We start from the raw sequence: 17,011 nt of genomic DNA, 5'->3' as shown, positions 1-17,011 counted from the left end.
GTGTACGGCGCGCGGGGGTGCGGGCCATGGCGGGGCCAGGCCGTGCGAGGGGAGACGACCACAGTGAACGGGCAGCCGATATCGGGGGCATGGGCCGGTACGGGCGCGGAGCGGCGAGGGCGAGGAGCCCGCGGACTCCTCGTACCGGTACTCGGCGCGATGATGCTGCTGGTGACCGCCTGCGGGGGCAGCGGCGCAGCGGTGGAGAAGGACGGCAAGGGGGCGGGCGCGAAGACCGAGGACAACAGCGCCTCCGTGGCGGTGGTGACCATCGCGCCCAAGGACGGCGCGGACGACGTGGCGACCAGCGGGGCGCTGAAGGTCACGGCCGCGCAGGGCAAGCTCACCACGGTCAAGGTGGTGGACCCCGAGGGCGGCGAGGTCAAGGGCGCGATAGCGAAGGACGGGGTGAGCTGGGTACCCGACCGGCACCTGGCGGCCTCGACCAAGTACACGGTGCACGCGGTGGCCAAGGACGCGAAGGGCCGTCAGTCGGCGAAGGACACCACCTTCACCACGCTGGTTCCGCAGAACACCTTCATCGGTCAGTACACCCCGGAGAACGGGTCGACCGTCGGCGTGGGCATGCCGGTCTCGATCCACTTCACCCGTGGCATCACCGACCCCGGGGCCGTGGAGAAGGCCATCAGCGTGACGGCGGAGCCCGCCGTGCGGATCGAGCCCCACTGGTTCGGCAACGACCGCCTCGACTTCCGCCCCGAGGAGTACTGGGCCGCGGGCACCAAGGTCACCCTCCGCCTGGACCTCGACGGGGTCGAAGGGCGGCCCGGGGTCTACGGCAAGCAGGCCAAGACGGTGAAGTTCACCATCGGCCGCAGCCAGGTCTCGACGGTCGACGCGAGCACCCACCGGATGAAGGTGGTCCGCGACGGCAAGCAGATCAAGGACATCCCGATCTCCGCGGGCGCCCCGGCCACGACCACCTACAACGGCCAGATGGTCATCAGCGAGAAGCTCAAGGTGACCCGCATGAACGGTGACACCGTCGGCTTCGGGGGCGAGTACGACATCAAGGACGTGCCGCACGCGATGCGCCTGTCGACCTCGGGCACCTTCATCCACGGCAACTACTGGGGCGGCTCCGGCATCTTCGGTACGACGAACACCAGCCACGGCTGCGTCGGCCTGCGGGACGTGCGCGGCGCCTGGGACAGCAAGACCCCGGCCGCGTGGCTCTTCGACAACTCGCTGATCGGTGACGTGGTCGTCGTGAAGAACTCCAAGGACAAGGTGATCCAGCCGGACAACGGCCTCAACGGCTGGAACATGGACTGGTCGGAGTGGATCGCGTAGAGCGCGTCCGCCGCTCGGTGCCCGGTGCTGTGACCAACGGCACCGGGCACCGTCGCGTTAGCGGCGGTTAACCTGCCTCCCATGACCGTAACCCTCGAAGTGAGTGACAACGTCGGGACGATCCGCCTGGACCGCCCTCCCATGAACGCCCTGGACGTCGCGGTCCAGGACCGGTTGCGCGAGCTCGCCGAGGAGGCGGGCCGGCGCGACGACGTGCGGGCCGTGATCCTCTACGGCGGTGAGAAGGTGTTCGCGGCGGGCGCGGACATCAAGGAGATGCAGGCGATGGACCACGCCGCGATGGTCGTGCGGTCCCGCGCTCTGCAGGAGTCCTTCACCGCGGTGGCGCGCATCCCCAAGCCCGTGGTGGCGGCGGTCACCGGCTACGCCCTCGGAGGCGGCTGCGAGCTGGCGCTCTGTGCCGACTACAGGATCGCCGCGGACAACGCCAAGCTGGGCCAGCCGGAGATCCTCCTCGGGCTGATCCCGGGAGCCGGCGGCACCCAGCGCCTCGCCCGTCTGGTTGGCCCGTCCCGCGCCAAGGACCTGATCTTCACGGGCCGTCAGGTGAAGTCGGAGGAGGCGCTGGCGATCGGGCTGGTGGACCGTGTGGTGCCCGCGGCCGAGGTCTACGAGCAGGCGCACGCCTGGGCCGCCCGGCTGGCGAGTGGTCCGGCCCTGGCGCTGCGGGCGGCCAAGGAGGCCGTGGACGCCGGTCTGGAGACCGACATCGACACCGGCCTGACGGTCGAACGGAACTGGTTCGCGGGCCTGTTCGCCACGGAGGACCGGGAGCGGGGCATGCGCAGCTTCGTGGAGGAGGGTCCGGGCAAGGCGAAGTTCCTCTGACCGAGGGTGAGTTGCGCACACAGGAACGCGCTTTCATCCCTGTGGGCGGATTAGCTGGACCTTAAGAGAACCTTAAGGTCCAGCGCTCGTCCCGGCCGTGCAATTACCCGGCCTCCCGCCGTCGCCGCAGGTGAGGCTGGGTGCATGGACCCCCATTCTGCCTCTGGCATATGCCGGAGAACCAGCCCGGAATGACTGGTTCCGGGTAAGAGATTCTGCCGGAACGGTCACGGAGAGCGTTCTGTGCGGCCATGATGGTGGGCATGGCGGGCCTGGAGGGTGTGGAGCAGCCGCGACCGCGTAACGGCGCGACGGCGGCACGTGTGTCGTCTGCCGTCGATGACGAACAGGCGTTCAAAGCACTGGAGTTGTTCGGGAATCCGACGGAGGGTGAAGTCCGGCTGCCCTCCCGGCCCGAGTCCGCGGCGACCGCCAGGCGGATCACCGCGTGCGTGATGCTGCGTCAGTGGCAGCTGCCACCGCAGACCGCCGAGTACGGAGTGCTACTGGTCTCCGAGCTCGTGGGCAACGCGGTACGGCACACCGGAGCGCGCGTCTTCGGCCTGCGGATGCTCCGCCGGCGCGGCTGGATCCGCGTCGAGGTCCGGGACCCTTCGCGGGGGCTCCCCTGTCTGATGCCCGTCCGTGAGCTGGACGTCAGCGGACGGGGCCTCTTCCTGGTCGACAAGCTCTCCGACCGGTGGGGCGTGGACCTCTTACCCCGGGGGAAGACCACCTGGTTCGAGATGCGGGCCACCGACCGCTGATACGCAGGAACCCCCGGTCTGCCGGGGTGCGGCGTGGCGGGGGTTCCTGAGGGGGCCGTGGAATGGGGGGTGTGTCCACGGCCGCGCGGGGGACCTGGCTCGGGTCGGAGGAGGTCGTGTACCGACTATGGCAGACGGGCTACTCCGGATCCAAAGCGGAAAAACGGTCTATATGCATCTAAATTGCTCATATGGATTATGAATCGCAGGTGTGATGGGTCACGTGCCTGGTATTTCGTGAACGCATGAGAGCTTCACGGGGTGATTCCTTCGTCACCGGATGAGCGTGGATCTTCATAGGTTCCACTCATCCCATCCCTTTCGTCCTACTGTGTCTCGCGTCCCGGGTGCACCCGCACCCGAAACCGACCGCGAGGTGGACGGTCATGCAAGGTCGCAGATCACCGTGGCCCCGCCGCGACGCCCTGCGTGCGACGGCGGGCGCGCTCCTGGCGGGCGCCGCCGCCTCGGGCTGTGCTCCGGACGCCTCCCCGTCGCCCGCCCGCGAGACCGGAAACACCCCCGCCCCGCAGAAGGCCCACAGCGCCGTACGCCCGGCCGCCGGCCCTCACCGCTTCCCGGGGCAGCCCGTCCAGATCGCGCACGGCCCCCGCGACCGCCCCCGCGTCGCACTCACCTTCCACGGTCAGGGAGACCCCGTCCTCGCCGGCACCGTCCTCGCGGAGGCCGAGCGGGCGGGTGCGCGCGTGACGGTCCTGGCCGTCGGCAGCTGGCTCGCGGAGCACCCGGGCATGGCGCGCCGGATCCTCGACGGCGGCCACGACCTCGGCAACCACACCGAGAGACACCTCGACATCAACGCCATGGACGAGAAACGGGCGTACGAGGAGATCACCGCCTGCGCGCGTCGCCTGCGCCGGCTCACCGGGTCGATCGGCACCTGGTTCAGGCCCTCGCGCGCCCAGTACGCCACACCCCTGGTCCAGGACCTCGCGCGCCGGGCCGGATACCCCCACGTCCTCTCCTACGACGTGGACTCCCTCGACTTCACGTCCCCCGGTGTCCCGGCCGTCACCCGCAAGGTCGCCGGGGAACTCCGCAACGGATCAGTGGTGAGCCTCCACTTCGGCTACCGGGACACCCTCGCCGCACTGCCCCTCCTCCTCACCGAAATCGACCGGCGCCACCTGCGCGCGGTGACCACCACGGAGCTGTTGACCTGATGCCTCCCTCCCCGCGCGCACTCACCGCCGCCGCCCTGCTCGTCGCCGCGCTCGCGGCCTGCGCCTCCCCCGCCGGCCACTCGCGGCCGGAGCCCTCCCGCACCGAGGCCGCCGCTCCGTCCCAGCGGCCCGCGGCACCGCCCGGACTGCCCGGGATGCCGCCCGTGCTCGACGCGGGAGACGTCTACGCCGCGGACCGGCCCGGAAAGCTCTCCCCGGCCGTGAAGGGCTTCCCGTCCCGTGTCTACGTCCCCAACACCAACTCCAACACGGTCTCGGTGATCGACCCGGCGACGTACAAGGTCGTCGAGACCATCCCCGTCGGCAACCAGCCGCAGCACGTGGTGCCGTCCTGGGACCTGAAGACCCTCTGGGTCAACAACGACCTCGGCGACAGCCTCACCGCGATCGATCCGGCCACCGGGAAGGCCGGCCGGACGCTCGACGTCTCCGACCCGTACAACCTCTACTTCACGCCGAACGGCAGGTACGCCGTCGTCATGGCCTCGATGGACCGCGAGCTGGTCTTCCGCGACCCGCGGACCATGAAGGTCGCGCGTACCGTGCCGGTGGACTGCGCGGGCGTCAACCACGCCGACTTCTCCGCCGACGGCCGGTACTTCATCGTCTCCTGCGAGTTCTCCGGCGAACTGCTCAAGGTCGACACCGCGAAGATGAAGATCGTCGCGCAGCAGAAGCTGCCGCTGCAGGGCGCGATGCCGCAGGACGTGAAGCTCTCCCCCGACGGCTCCACCTTCTACATCGCCGACATGATGGCCCACGGCATGTGGGTGCTGGACGGCAAGGCCTTCACCACCCCGAAGCTGCTCCCTACGGGGAAGGGGGCCCACGGGCTCTACGTCAGCAGGGACTCCCGTGAGATGTACGTCTCCAACCGGGGCGAGGGATCGGTGTCGGTCTTCGACTTCGCGAGCGGGAAGCTGACGAAGAAGTGGCACCTGCCGGGCGGCGGCAGCCCCGACATGGGCGGCGTCTCCGCCGACGGCAAGGTGCTCTGGCTCTCCGGCCGCTACGACGCGGAGGTGTACGCCATCGACACCACCAGCGGAAAGGAGCTCGCCCGGATCCCGGTCGGCAGCGGGCCGCACGGTCTCGCCGTCTACCCGCAGCCGGGCCGCTACTCCCTCGGGCACACCGGTGTCTTCCGCTGAAAGGTGGGGCCCGGCAGGTCCCTGCCGCCCGCCGGATAATCTGACCTCCGTCATCAACGCTTAACGAAGGGGCGGAACAGTGGCGGACATCGAGTCGGCACGCACGGCATTCGACCGGTTCGACCAGAACGGCGACGGCCGCATCACGGCCGCCGAGTACAAGAGCGCCATGGCGCAGCTCGGCGACCCCTACGTCACCGAGACGGTCGCCCAGGCCGTCATCAACGCCCACGACGGCAACGGCGACGGCGAGCTCACGTTCGACGAGTTCTGGGCCTCGCAGAACAAGGGCTGACCCGCACCGGGCCGGCGGATGCCGGCCCGGCGCCGCGGCGGCGGGGCTACTTCAGACAGACCAGGCCGTCGGTGGTGAGGGTGGGCCTGCCCTTGGTGCCGACCACCACCACCTTGACCGTGTGCCTGGCGGAGGCCGCCCAGGACTTGGTCCAGATCGCCTGCCGGTAGGCGGTGGCGGAGGACCTGAGATCCACCGTCGCGGCCTTGACACCGTCCACGTAGACGTACGCCTGACCGGAGGTCGAGGCGCGTGACACCACCCAGGCGACCGAGCGGCCGGTGAACGTCCAGGTCAGGGAGGCGTTCTTGGTCCCGCTGGTGTACGACCTCCCGCCGAGGTAACTGGACGAGGACTTCGCGCTCCAGGTGCCGGTCCGCTTCGCGGAGGACTCCTGGAGGATCACCGGAGTGCCGGTGACCGAGGCCGCCCCACCGTTCCCCGCGGGGTCGTAGGCCGTCATCTTCCAGCTCGTTGCCACGCCGGACTTCGCCGTGTGCGACGCGCTCGTGGTCGTCGGCCCGTAGGTCCTGGACACCGGCGCGGTCAGGCGGACGTCCCGCAGCTGAACCGCGTCGGCCGCCTTCCACCTGAGGGTGAGCGGAACGGCCGTGGTGTTCACCGTGCCGGTGCGCAGCGACAGTTCGGGCTTGGTCGAGAAGGCGGGGGCGGTCCGGTCCGCGACCACCGTCGCCGCCGCCGACACCGAGGTCCTCCCGGACCGGTGTGTAGCCCGCACCTGCACCGTGTGGGTGCCGGCGGTCAGGGTGGTCCTGGCCGACGAGGCGCTACCGGTCGTGGAGGCGACGGACTTCCCGTCCACCAGCAGTTCGTACTTCGCGACGAACACGGCGGGTGTGGTCGCGGACCAGCCGACGGTGATGTCCGCCTTGGTGTGGTACTTCGTGCCCGAGAGCACGGCGCCGGTCACCGACTTGACGGCCAGTCCCGCTACCGGGCCGGCCGCGTAGCCGCGAATCGTGGGCAGCTGTCCGTACAACGAGGTTCCCGGGCACTGGGTGTTGAAGCCGTCCCGGTGTCCGGAGACCGTGCTGAACGGGTAGGCGGTACCGGCGGTGAACTTCCGGCCCGCGTAGTTGCCGCCGTCCGCCCCGGCGGTGAGCGTGGTCGTCGCGGAGGGGCTCACACCGTACTGGCCGAGCTTCCACGCGGCGATCCTGGCCACCGCTGTCGTCGCCGGGGTCGCGGCTGCCGTGTCGGTGTACATACCGATGACGGCGATGCCAGCCGTCTCACGGTTGAAGCCGTAGGTGTGGGCGCCCGTCACGGCGCGGTCCGCGCCGCCCTTGCGGCCCTCGAATATCGTGCCGCACTTGTCGACGACGAAGTTGTAGCCGAGGTCCTTCCAGCCGTTCGACTGCACGTGGTAGGCGTGCAGCCCCCGCACGATCGCCGCCGAGTCCGCGCAGGAGTACGCGTTCGTCTGGGCGGTGTGGTGCACGAACACGGCCTTCACCGTGTCCATGTACTCGGGCGCCTCGTCGTTGAGCGACTCGTCGGCGTTCCAGTCGGCCCGGGTCACGATCGGCGGCTTCGGTGCGGTGGAGGGCAGCGGCGGCGGCAGGGTCGCGGTCGGTTCGGCGGTGGGGGAGGGGGACTCGGAAGGGGGTGTGGTCGGTGTGGAGGTACCCGGGTCGGTGGCGGGGTCCGTACTCGGGGACGGGTCGTCCGTGGGATCGGTGCCGGACTCCGTGGCGGGCGGCGTGGTCGCCCCGTCCGGCTCCGGTGTGGTGGGCTCGTCGGACGGGGGTCCCGCCGGCTCGGACGGGGTCTCCGACGGCTCGTCGACGGAGTAGGCGATGGGTGCGGCCCCGGCAGGCTTGCCGGGGTCCACCATGTCGAGCCGCAGACCCTCAGGGAGCCCGGTGGACGTGCCCTTCCCGGCGGAGACACGGACCTCCACGCCGTCGGAGAGCCCGACCCAGCGGGGTTCGGTGGTGCCACGTGCGCCGGTTCTGCCGGCCTCCGTACGCCCGTCGACCTCCGTGTCGACGGGCAGCCAGGCCGACCAGTCGCCGTCGGGGAGCGACCGCGTACGCACCTCGACCGTGCCGCCCACCCTGGCGGCGGGATCGGTCCAGGTGATGCCCAGCATGCTGAACGGCTCGGTCCGTTCACGGCGCAGGGAGGCGGTCGCGCCGTCGCCGGACACCTTCAGCGGATCGTGGTGTACCTCGGTCCGGGCCGGACCGGGCGCGGCGTCGGCGGTGCCGGGTACACCCCCGGTGCCGGTCACCCCCTCGAACACCAGCACACCCGTCACGGCTGCCGCCACGACGGCAGCCGTGACCCATATTCTGCGCTTCACTCGCACGTGGTCCCCGAGGATGATGACTGCCCTGAGCTGCCGGCAGTGCTGGGTATGTGGCCGTCCGTGTACCGGCCCTCCGCGCGATCATCGCGGATTCTTCACATCCTGTCCCGGCTTTCACAGCTCGACCTGGTCACGATCTGCCGGGGGTGTACACGTGTCGGCGGTCGGCCGCGTCCTGCCGCGCCCTCAGTCCGTCACCGAGTGGAACTCCTGGCGCAGACCGGTGATCCCGTCGCCCTCCCGCGTCGGATGGACCCGGTTGGTCAGGAGCACGGCATAACGGCCGGTCGCGGGGTCGATCCAGAGGCTCGTGCCCGTGAAGCCGGTGTGACCGTAGGAATCAGGGCCGAAGGACGGCCCGACCGGGGAGCCGGCCGGGTCCTGGCCCTGCCAGGCCAGGGCGCGACGGAGGTTCAGGCCGTCGGTGTGCGGGGCGGTCATCAGTGCGTACGTCTCCGGGCGCAGCAACTCACGGGCTCCGCCCGCCAGGCAGACGGCGAGCCGCTCCGTGTCGGCGAGCGTCGAGAAGAGCCCCGCGTGTCCGGCGATCCCGCCGAGGACGACGGCGTTCTCGTCGTGCACCTCTCCGGCGACGGTCCTGCCACGCCAGGGGCACGTCTCGGTCGCCACCGCACGGTGCCGGTCCGCCGGTGCGGTCCCGAAGCGCAGGTCCTTCAGGTCGAGCGGCGCGCACACCAGCTCGGACAGCAGGGCGTCCAGCCCCTGGCCGCCCGCCTGTTCGGCGATCAGGCCGAGCAGGACGAAGCCCTGGGAGGAGTACTCGACCCGCGTGCCCGGCGCGGAGCGCAACGGAAGCGAACCCAGCGCGGTGAGCAGGGAGTCGCGGGTGGCGTGGGTGCGGTACATCGGGACCCGTCCGGGCATGCCCGACGTGTGTGACAGCAGTGCGGTGACGGTGAGCCCGGCCTTGTCGGTGTGCCGGTAGCGGGGGAGGAGCACTCCGACCGTGCCGTCCAGGGACAGCGCGCCGCGCTCGGCCAGCGCCATGACGACCAGTCCCACGATCGGCTTGGTGACGGACGCCAGGTCCCACAGGTCCGTGCCGTCCAGTTCGGCCCCGCCCCAGCTCCTCGTCCCGAGCCGGCCCCGGTCGGCGGGCCCCCGCGCGGATCCCACCGACCACGCGGCGCCGGAGTAGAGGCGCCGCGCCCTGCCTTCCGCGAGGACCGCGGCGCGTCCGTCAGCGCCGGCCCGCTTGTGCGTACCGCTCACACCTCCGCCCTCCCTTCTCCGGCCGGCAGGCCGTCCCGGGCGACCATGAGCCGGGTCCGGCCGGCGGAGCCGAGCCCGGCGGAGACCGAGCGGGCGGCGGCCCGCACCATCGGGCCGTACAGTTCGACACCGGCGCTGTCCAGGGTGAACACCAGACCGGTCAGGACGACCGCCCCGGCGATCCGCCCTTCCTCGTCCCGCACCGCGGCGGCCAGCGCCCTGCGGTCCTCCTGCTCGTACTCGTCGTCCAGCGCGTAGCCGCGCTCCGCGGCCGAGGCGATCGCGTCCCGCAACTCGGCGGCCGGCACCGGCAGCGGGTGCCCCCCGGCCTCCGCGGCGGCGAAGGCCCCCTCGGTCTCCGCGGGCGGCAGGGCGGCGAGCATCGCCAGCCCGGGGGCGGAGAGCAGCAGCGGGGTGCGCGAGCCGGGGCGCATCTCCAGCGCGTACTCGCGGGCCGGTTCGGAGACCTCCAGGCAGATGGCGTCGTCCCCGTCGCGCACGGCGTAGTGCGCCGGCAGGCCCGTGCGGGAGCGCAGTTCGGCCAGTACCGGCCGGATCGTGCGCAGCCCCGGCCCGCTGTCCAGCGCGGCCGCCGACAGGCCCAGCAGGCGCGGACCGGCCTGGTAGCTCCCCCCGGCGGACGCCTCGACGTAACCGGAGGCGGCCAGGCTCCGCAGCAGGCGGTGCACGGTCGGTTTGGTGAGCCCCGTACGGCGGGCCAGGTCGGCCAGGCGGTGCGGCGCGCCCGTCTCGACCAGTGCGGACAGCACCTCCATGGCCTTGTCCACCGGGCCCATGACGGACTGTTCGGCAGCCCGGCCCGCAGGCGGCTGCTCCTCGGAACGGCTATTGACCGGTTTCCCCATGTCGCTTAGCTTACCCCCACTGCATTCCATCTGCCGGAACGGATGTGTTGTTCAATGGAACGAATACGTGGAGGGTGGTTCGGGGACCGCAGTCACCCCTCCCGCCGCACGGTCCTGCGGTACGGCGGCGCGTTGCTCCCGGCGATCGCGGCACCGGCACTGCTCACCGGCTGCGGAACCGACCCCGCGGCCGGTGCCGGCAACGTCCTGCGGGTCTCCCAGACGGGCGACCCCAAGACGATGGACCCGCAGAAGCAGGGCGACATGATCTCGATGAACGCCCTGATCAACATGTTCGACACCCTCACCGCGCGAGGGCGTGACAACAGCCTGGTCCCCCGGCTCGCCCTGTCCTGGAAGGCCGTCTCCCCCAAGGTCTGGCGCTTTCGGCTACGACCCGGCGTCACCTTCCACAACGGCGAACCCTGTGACGCCGCCGCCGTGCGCTTCAGCATCGAACGGCTCCTCGACCCGGCGACCAAGTCGCCCATCGTGGAGCTGCGTTACGTCGAGGGCGTGACCGTCGTCGACCGGCTGACCGTGGACCTCCACACCACCGTCCACGACCCGATCCTGCCCGACAAGGTGTCCCTCTTCGGAGGCGTGGTCGTCCCGCCGCGCCACATCGGCGAGGTCGGCGACCAGGGCTTCGCCGCCCACCCGGTGGGGACCGGGCCCTTCGCCTTCGGCAGCTGGAAGCGCGACCACGAACTGCGGCTGCGGGCCAACGCGCACCACTGGGAGGGCCGGCCCGCCGTCGACGAACTCGTCTTCACCCCCGCCCCGAACCCCTCCTCCGCCCTCGCCGCGCTCCAGAGCGGCGGAGTGGACCTCGTCGCCGGACTCACCCCCGACGCCGCCCAGCAGCTCGACGGGTACACCGGGGTCAGCCTCGACCACCACACCGGGATCCGCACCGCGTACCTCTCCCTCGACACCCTGACGGAGGGTCCGCTCCAGGACCGGCGGGTACGCCAGGCGATCAACCACGCCGTCGACGTGCCGATGCTCATCAAGGCGGTCCTCGGAGGCAAGGCCACCGAGGTCCCCGCGATGATCCCGCGCGGCGCCTTCGGGTTCGACGAGACCGTCACCCCCTTCACCCGCTCCGTCGCCAAGGCCCGCGCCCTGCTCGCCGAGGCCGGGCACCCCGACGGGATACGGACCACCCTCACCGCGTCCAACGTCGACGCCAACGTCGCCGAGGCGATCGCCGGGCTCCTCGACCGGGCCGGGGTGCACGCCAAGGTCGACCTCCTCGACCCCGGCACCTACGCCCAGCGCCTCACCTCCGACAACCACGGAGCGCTCGGCCCCATGTACCTGGCCGCGTCCACCGTCTGGACCCTGGACGGCGAGAGCATGCTCCAGTCCAACGTGCGCAGCGACCGGCGCCAGAGCCGCTGGCACAACGCCGAGGCCGACCGCCTCGTCGACCTGGAGGAGCTCTCCGTCGAGCCCGCGACCCGGCAGAAGGCCTTCTCCGACCTGCAGCGGCTCATCAAGACGGAGGCCCCCTTCGTCCCCCTCTACCAGATCGACAACATCTACGCCCGCAACACCAGGCCCCGTTGGACCCCCGGCTTCGCCGGCGTCCTGGACATGGCGAGCGCGGAGGTCACCCGATGAGCACCCTTCCCGCCCCCGCGGGCGCCGCCGCCGTGCCCCGGCGGGTGCCCCCGCACATCCTCCGCACGGTGGCCTCCCGCCTCGGCACCGCACTGCTCGTCCTGCTGTGCACCGCCACCGTGGCGTTCTTCCTCGTACGGCTCTCCGGGGACCCCGTCAAGGTCCTGCTCCCGCCGGACGCCACGGCCGGGCAGGAGAGCGCGCTGCGCCACAGCCTCGGCCTCGACCGCCCGCTGCTCACCCAGTACCTCGACTACCTCTGGGGCATCCCGCGGTTCGACTTCGGCGACTCCCTCTTCTACAACCAGCCGGTACGCGCCGTCCTCGCCGACCGCATCCCCGCGACGCTCCTGCTGGCCGCCGGGGCGCTCGTCGTCACCCTCGTCGTCGCGCTGCCCGCCGGGACCCTCGCGGCGATGCGCCGGGGCCGGGCCACCGACCGCACCGTCATGACCGGGGTGCTGCTCGGCCAGTCCACCCCGCCGTTCTGGATCGGCATCCTCTTCATCCTCGTCTTCGCGGTCGGACTGCACGCCCTGCCCGCCTCGGGCTACGGGACCTTCGCCAACCTCGTCCTGCCGGCCGTGACCCTCGCCGTGTACTCCGTCGCCGTCGTCGCCCGGCTGCTGCGCTCCTCCCTCATCGACGTACTGGGCTCCGACCACATCCGCACCGCGCGGGCCAAGGGGTTCGGGCCCTTCAAGGTCGTCCTCAGGCACGGACTGCGCAACGCCTCCCTGCCCGTCGTGACCGTCGTCGGCCTGGAGGTCGGAAGCCTCCTCGGCGGCGCCATCCTCACCGAACAGGTCTTCTCCTGGCCGGGGGTCGGGCAGCTCACCATCGAGGCCATCTCCAACCGCGACTTCCCCCTCGTCCAGGCCACCGTGCTGCTGTTCGCCGCCACCTTCGTCGTGGTGAACCTGCTCGTCGACCTCTCCTACAGCTTCCTCGACCCGAGGGTGAGGACCTCCCGATGACCACAGCCACCCAGGCACCCGCGACCCGGCCCGCCCCGGCCGCCCCGGCACCCGCGCACCGGACCGCCGCACTGCGCACGCTGCTGCGGAACCGGCTCGCCGTGGCCGCCCTCGCCTTCCTCGCCCTCGTCGTGCTCTGCGCGCTCCTCGCCCCGCTGATCTCGCCCGCCGACCCCAACGCCCAGAACCTGCTGGAACGGCTCCAGCCCCCGGCCTGGCAGCACGGCGGCAGCACCGCCCACCTCCTGGGCACCGACCAGCTCGGCCGCGACCTGCTCTCCCGGGTCATCCACGGCACCCGGGTCTCGCTGCTCGTCGGCGCCGGGGCGGCCCTGCTCGCCGGGGTCATCGGCACCGTCGTCGGTCTCGCCTCCGGCTACTTCGGAGGTGTCGTCGACCGCGTCCTCATGCGGATCGCCGACGTCCAGCTCGCCTTCCCCGCCATCCTGCTCGCCCTGGCGATCGTGGGCTTCCTCGGCTCCGGCCTCTGGTACGTCATCCTCGTACTCGGCGTGACCGGCTGGGTGTCGTACGCCCGGGTCGTACGCTCCGAGGTGCTGTCCCTGCGCACCCGGGACTTCATCACCGAGGCCCGGGCCATCGGCGTCGGCGACGCCGTGATCATGCGCCGCCACCTGCTCCCCAACGTCATGGCGCCGCTCGCCACCATCGGCACCCTGCACGTCGCAGCCGCGATCGTCGCCGAGGCCTCGCTCAGCTACCTCGGCCTCGGCGTCCCCAAGGAGACCGTCACCTGGGGCTCGATGCTCGCCGACGGGCAGCTCTACCTCGGCACCGCCTGGTGGGTCGCCGTCTTCCCCGGCGTCGCACTCATGCTCACCTCCCTCGCCGTCAACATCACCGGCGACGCCCTGCGCGACGTCGCGGACCCGAAGGCCTACCGCCGATGACCTCGACCACCACCGCAGCGCCGGTCCTCGAGATCCAGGACCTGCGCGTCGACTTCCGCCTCGCCACCACGACCGTCCACGCGGTCCGCGGCGTCAGCTTCTCCGTCGCCCCCGGGGAGACCCTCGCCGTCGTCGGCGAATCGGGCAGCGGCAAGTCGGCGACCGCGCTGTCCGCACTCCGCCTCAACCCCGAGCCGCCCTGCGTCTACGCCGGCGGCCGGATCCTCCTCGACGGCAAGGACCTCCTCACCCGGAGCGAACGCGAACTCGGAAGGATCAGGGGCGCCGAACTGTCCATGATCTTCCAGGACCCGATGACCAGCCTCGACCCGCTGCAGCGCATCGGCGCCCAGGTCGCCGAGGTACTCCGGCACCACGGGGGCCACAGCCGCGCCGAAGCCAGGGCGGCAGCCCTCGCCGCGCTCGACGAGGTGGGCATCCCGGACCCCGAACTCCGCTACCGCCAGTACCCCCACGAGCTCTCCGGCGGCCTGCGGCAGCGCGTCATGATCGCCGCCGCGCTCGTCGCCCGGCCCCGTGTGCTCATCGCCGACGAACCCACCACCGCACTGGACGTCACCGTGCAGCGCCAGATCCTCGATCTGCTCGTCGCCCTCCAGCAGCGGCACGGCATGGCGGTCGTCCTCATCACCCACGACCTCGGCGTCGTCGCCGAGACCGCGGACCGTGTGGTCGTGATGCACCGCGGCGAGGCCGTCGAGAGCGGCGACGTCCATGACGTCTTCGCCCGCCCCCAGGACCCGTACACCCGACAGCTGCTCGACGCGACACCCCGACTGGAGACCGCCGGATGACCTCCACCACCGCGCCTCTGCTCGAACTCGCAGCGCTACGCAAGGAGTTCGACGGCAAGGTCGCCGTCGACGACGTCAGCCTCACCGTCCGTGAGGGAGAGACCCTCGCGCTGGTGGGGGAGTCGGGCTGCGGCAAGACGACGCTGACCCGGCTGCTGCTGCGCCTGCTGGAACCCACCTCGGGCACCGTGCGCTTCGACGGCACCGACCTCACCGGCCTCGGCCCGGCGCGGATGCGCGCGGTCCGGCGTCAGATGCAGGTCGTCCTCCAGGACCCCTACTCGAGCATGAACCCACGGCTCAGGATCGCCGACATCGTCGCCGAGCCCCTCGTCACCCACGACCCGCGGGCGCGGGGGCGGCGCGGACGCGCCTATGCCCGGCAGCGCGCCGGTGAACTCCTCGTCGCCGTCGGCCTCGACGACACCATCCTCGACCGCTATCCGCACGAGTTCTCCGGCGGCCAGCGCCAGCGCATCTCCATCGCCCGAGCCATCGGCCTCGAACCCAGGCTGGTCGTCCTCGACGAACCCACCAGCGCCCTCGACGTGTCCGTCCAGGCCCGCGTCCTCGACCTGCTCGCCGACCTCCAGCAACGCCTGGGCCTCACCTATGTGTTCGTCAGCCACAACCTCGCCGTCGTCCAGCAGGTCGCCGACCGGGTCGCCGTCATGCGCGGCGGCCGGATCGTCGAGACGGGCACCGCCCACCAGGTGTTCACCGCCCCCGCGCACCCCTACACCCGGCAGCTCCTGGACGCCGTGCCCGTACCCGATCCCACGAAGGCCCGCAGGCCCCGGCGCTCCCTTCCCGGCGAACCGGCCGGAGCCGCGGCCGCCCCGGCCCCCGCCCACAAAGGCACCGCATGACGCCCCGCCTACCTGCCCGAGAGCACGAGCCCCGCGCCCCCGAGGAGGGCGACGTCGTCCACGGCTGCCTCGCTCACCACCACCCGGGGAAGCTCCCCGCCGCCCAGCGCGCCCGCACGCAGCCCCGACTCGACCAGGGCGCGGAACGGCTCCCCGCCCTCACGGGCCTCGCCGTGCAGGACGAACAGGCCGCACGCGAAGAGCTGCTGCACCGTGGCGAGACCCAGCACGAGATTCTCCGCGTACTCCGCGACCAGGCGCCGCGCCGCCCCGTCCCGGGACGCCACCAGAGCGCCGAGCGAGGTGTCCCCGGCGCCGAGACCCAGCGCTCCTGCCCGTCCGCGCAGCCAGCGTGTGGTGGCCACCGCCTTCCAGCAGCCCCGGCGCCCGCAGGTGCAGGGCTCGCCGCTGGCCGAGACCGTCATGTGCGCCCCGCTGCGCCCGCCCTCGGGGGCCAGCACCTCACCGTCGTACAGGATGCCCACCCCGAGGACCTCACCGGTCGACACCGATGCGAAGGACCGCCGCCCGCGGCCCGGCCCGAACCAGCGGTCCCCGAGCACCTGCACCCGGGCGCGGTGCTCCACACGCACCGGCGCCCCGGTCAGCTCCTCCAGCCGGGCGGTCACCCCGTACCCGCGCAGCGCCGGCGCCTCGTCGACCTCGACCACCCGGCCCGCGGCCGGATCGACCACCCCTGCCGCGGCGACGCCGATCCCGGACGGCCGGTGCCCTTCGAACACCGCCGCCACGCGGGCCAGCGCCTCGTCGACCCCGCCGGTCGAGGGGGACGCCGGGTCGAAGAGCGCCTCGGCCCGGTCGAGCACGGTCCCCGAGCGGTCGAGCAGCGCCGCGCGGACCCGGCCGGGCAGCAGCTCCACGGCCCCCAGCGTGCGGGGAACGGCCCGCACCTCCGGACCCGGGACGGGGTCCGGCACCAACCGCAAGGGAGAACGTTCATGAGCCATACGCCGACTCTGCCACGTCCGTGTTCCGGGGAGACAGCCGCATGAGCGACCGGAACCTGACCGAAACCACCTGGCGGGACGTCAGGGAATCGGCGCCGGAATCCATCGCGCTGCTCCCGATCGGCTCCCAGGAACAGCACGCCGAACACCTGCCGATGGGCACCGACACCTTCCTGGCCGACGCGGTGGTGGACCGGGCACTCGCCCTGCTGGACGAGGAGGCCCCGGACGGGGCGCCGTCCATGACCCGGCTGCCGACGCTGCCGTACGGACACAGCCCCCACCACCTGTTCGCGGCGGCCCTGACCCTGTCGGCCGACACCCTGGGCGCCGTCCTCGGCGAGATCCTCGACTCCCTCGCCGCCTGCGGGTACCGGCGGATCCTCGTCGTCAACGGACACGGAGGCAACGACGAGATCATGAAGCTCGCAGTCAAGCGCTTCGCCCTGCGCGCCGACGTCACCGCTGCCGCCTGCTCGTACTGGACGGTGACCGGCGGGGAGGAGGACGGCGGCCGCCCGGAGGTGGCCCCCGGACACGCGGGCTGGTTCGAGACCTCCCTGATGCTCGCCGCGCAGCCCGCCCTGGTGCGCACCCCCGTACCGGCGAGGGGCCCCGTGGACCCGCCGCCGCTCTTCGACCGCCCGCCCTACCCGGGCCTCACCGTCGAGCGGCACGGCGAGTGGGAACGCGTCGGCGGCTCCACCGACGACGCCTCCACCGCCGACGCCGCACACGGGCGCCGGCTCCTCGACGACCGCGCCCGTGGCCTCGCGCGCGCCGTCGTCGCCTTCGACGCCGCCACGCGCCCCCAGCCCTGACCCAGG

The 17,011-nt window shown here is 72.0% G+C and carries 16 protein-coding genes; 12 read left to right on the top strand and 4 right to left on the bottom strand.

Annotation, left to right across the window (positions count from 1 at the left end; genetic code table 11):
- Positions 1-63 precede the first annotated feature (63 nt).
- From ACGFNN_RS09810 to ACGFNN_RS09785, 6 genes are all read left to right on the top strand, one after another.
- A complete protein-coding gene (locus tag ACGFNN_RS09810) occupies positions 64-1,314 on the top strand; it encodes an Ig-like domain-containing protein (RefSeq protein ID WP_393554430.1) in 1,251 nt (416 codons plus the stop codon).
- Between the two features lie 81 nt (positions 1,315-1,395).
- A complete protein-coding gene (locus ACGFNN_RS09805) occupies positions 1,396-2,163 on the top strand; it encodes an enoyl-CoA hydratase/isomerase family protein (RefSeq protein WP_393554429.1) in 768 nt (255 codons plus the stop codon).
- A gap of 251 nt (positions 2,164-2,414) precedes the next feature.
- The gene (locus ACGFNN_RS09800) at positions 2,415-2,930 is read left to right on the top strand and encodes an ATP-binding protein (RefSeq protein ID WP_362671214.1); all 516 of its coding nucleotides are present in this window, start codon (positions 2,415-2,417) and stop codon (positions 2,928-2,930) included.
- 386 nt (positions 2,931-3,316) lie between these two features.
- Positions 3,317-4,114 (top strand): polysaccharide deacetylase family protein, encoded by a 798-nt coding sequence (locus ACGFNN_RS09795; protein ID WP_393554427.1) that lies wholly within the window; start codon positions 3,317-3,319, stop codon positions 4,112-4,114.
- Complete coding sequence (locus ACGFNN_RS09790; protein WP_393554425.1) at positions 4,114-5,286, top strand: beta-propeller fold lactonase family protein; 1,173 nt, start codon at positions 4,114-4,116, stop codon at positions 5,284-5,286. The genes ACGFNN_RS09795 and ACGFNN_RS09790 overlap by 1 nt, the downstream gene beginning before the upstream one ends.
- A gap of 79 nt (positions 5,287-5,365) precedes the next feature.
- Positions 5,366-5,581: an EF-hand domain-containing protein gene (locus ACGFNN_RS09785; RefSeq protein WP_362542048.1), complete on the top strand. Its 216-nt coding sequence runs from the start codon at positions 5,366-5,368 to the stop codon at positions 5,579-5,581.
- A gap of 46 nt (positions 5,582-5,627) precedes the next feature.
- Here the strand turns inward: ACGFNN_RS09785 and ACGFNN_RS09780 are convergent, their stop codons facing one another.
- From ACGFNN_RS09780 to ACGFNN_RS09770, 3 genes are all read right to left on the bottom strand, one after another.
- Entirely contained in the window at positions 5,628-7,916 is a 2,289-nt protein-coding gene (locus ACGFNN_RS09780) for an N-acetylmuramoyl-L-alanine amidase (protein WP_393554422.1), read from the bottom strand.
- Positions 7,917-8,102: 186 nt separating this feature from the next.
- Positions 8,103-9,149 (bottom strand): serine hydrolase domain-containing protein, encoded by a 1,047-nt coding sequence (locus ACGFNN_RS09775; RefSeq protein ID WP_393554420.1) that lies wholly within the window; start codon positions 9,147-9,149, stop codon positions 8,103-8,105.
- Positions 9,146-10,015, bottom strand: a complete 870-nt coding sequence (locus ACGFNN_RS09770; RefSeq protein WP_393554418.1) for an IclR family transcriptional regulator — start codon at positions 10,013-10,015, stop codon at positions 9,146-9,148. Before ACGFNN_RS09770 ends, ACGFNN_RS09775 begins: the two co-directional genes overlap by 4 nt.
- 54 nt (positions 10,016-10,069) lie before the next feature.
- Here ACGFNN_RS09770 and ACGFNN_RS09765 point away from each other — a divergent pair, with 54 nt between their 5' ends.
- From ACGFNN_RS09765 to ACGFNN_RS09745, 5 genes are read left to right on the top strand one after another with little or no spacing between them, the layout of a single operon-like run.
- Complete coding sequence (locus ACGFNN_RS09765) at positions 10,070-11,644, top strand: ABC transporter substrate-binding protein (RefSeq protein WP_393554416.1); 1,575 nt, start codon at positions 10,070-10,072, stop codon at positions 11,642-11,644.
- A complete protein-coding gene (locus tag ACGFNN_RS09760) occupies positions 11,641-12,621 on the top strand; it encodes an ABC transporter permease (protein ID WP_393554414.1) in 981 nt (326 codons plus the stop codon). The genes ACGFNN_RS09765 and ACGFNN_RS09760 overlap by 4 nt, the downstream gene beginning before the upstream one ends.
- Positions 12,618-13,532: an ABC transporter permease gene (locus ACGFNN_RS09755; RefSeq protein ID WP_393554412.1), complete on the top strand. Its 915-nt coding sequence runs from the start codon at positions 12,618-12,620 to the stop codon at positions 13,530-13,532. Before ACGFNN_RS09760 ends, ACGFNN_RS09755 begins: the two co-directional genes overlap by 4 nt.
- A complete protein-coding gene (locus ACGFNN_RS09750; protein ID WP_362663766.1) occupies positions 13,529-14,347 on the top strand; it encodes an ABC transporter ATP-binding protein in 819 nt (272 codons plus the stop codon). The genes ACGFNN_RS09755 and ACGFNN_RS09750 overlap by 4 nt, the downstream gene beginning before the upstream one ends.
- On the top strand, positions 14,344-15,216 hold the full coding sequence (locus ACGFNN_RS09745; protein ID WP_393554410.1) for an ATP-binding cassette domain-containing protein: 873 nt from the start codon (positions 14,344-14,346) through the stop codon (positions 15,214-15,216). Before ACGFNN_RS09750 ends, ACGFNN_RS09745 begins: the two co-directional genes overlap by 4 nt.
- Before the next feature lie 8 nt (positions 15,217-15,224).
- Here the strand turns inward: ACGFNN_RS09745 and ACGFNN_RS09740 are convergent, their stop codons facing one another.
- Positions 15,225-16,184, bottom strand: a complete 960-nt coding sequence (locus ACGFNN_RS09740) for an ROK family protein (RefSeq protein ID WP_393554408.1) — start codon at positions 16,182-16,184, stop codon at positions 15,225-15,227.
- 41 nt (positions 16,185-16,225) lie between these two features.
- Between ACGFNN_RS09740 and ACGFNN_RS09735 the strand changes: the two genes are divergently transcribed.
- Entirely contained in the window at positions 16,226-17,005 is a 780-nt protein-coding gene (locus ACGFNN_RS09735) for a creatininase family protein (RefSeq protein WP_393554406.1), read from the top strand.
- Positions 17,006-17,011 lie beyond the last annotated feature (6 nt).

The organism is Streptomyces sp. NPDC048590 (assembly GCF_043199535.1).
GTDB lineage: Bacteria > Actinomycetota > Actinomycetes > Streptomycetales > Streptomycetaceae > Streptomyces.
This window is presented reverse-complemented; position numbering and strand designations above follow the sequence as displayed.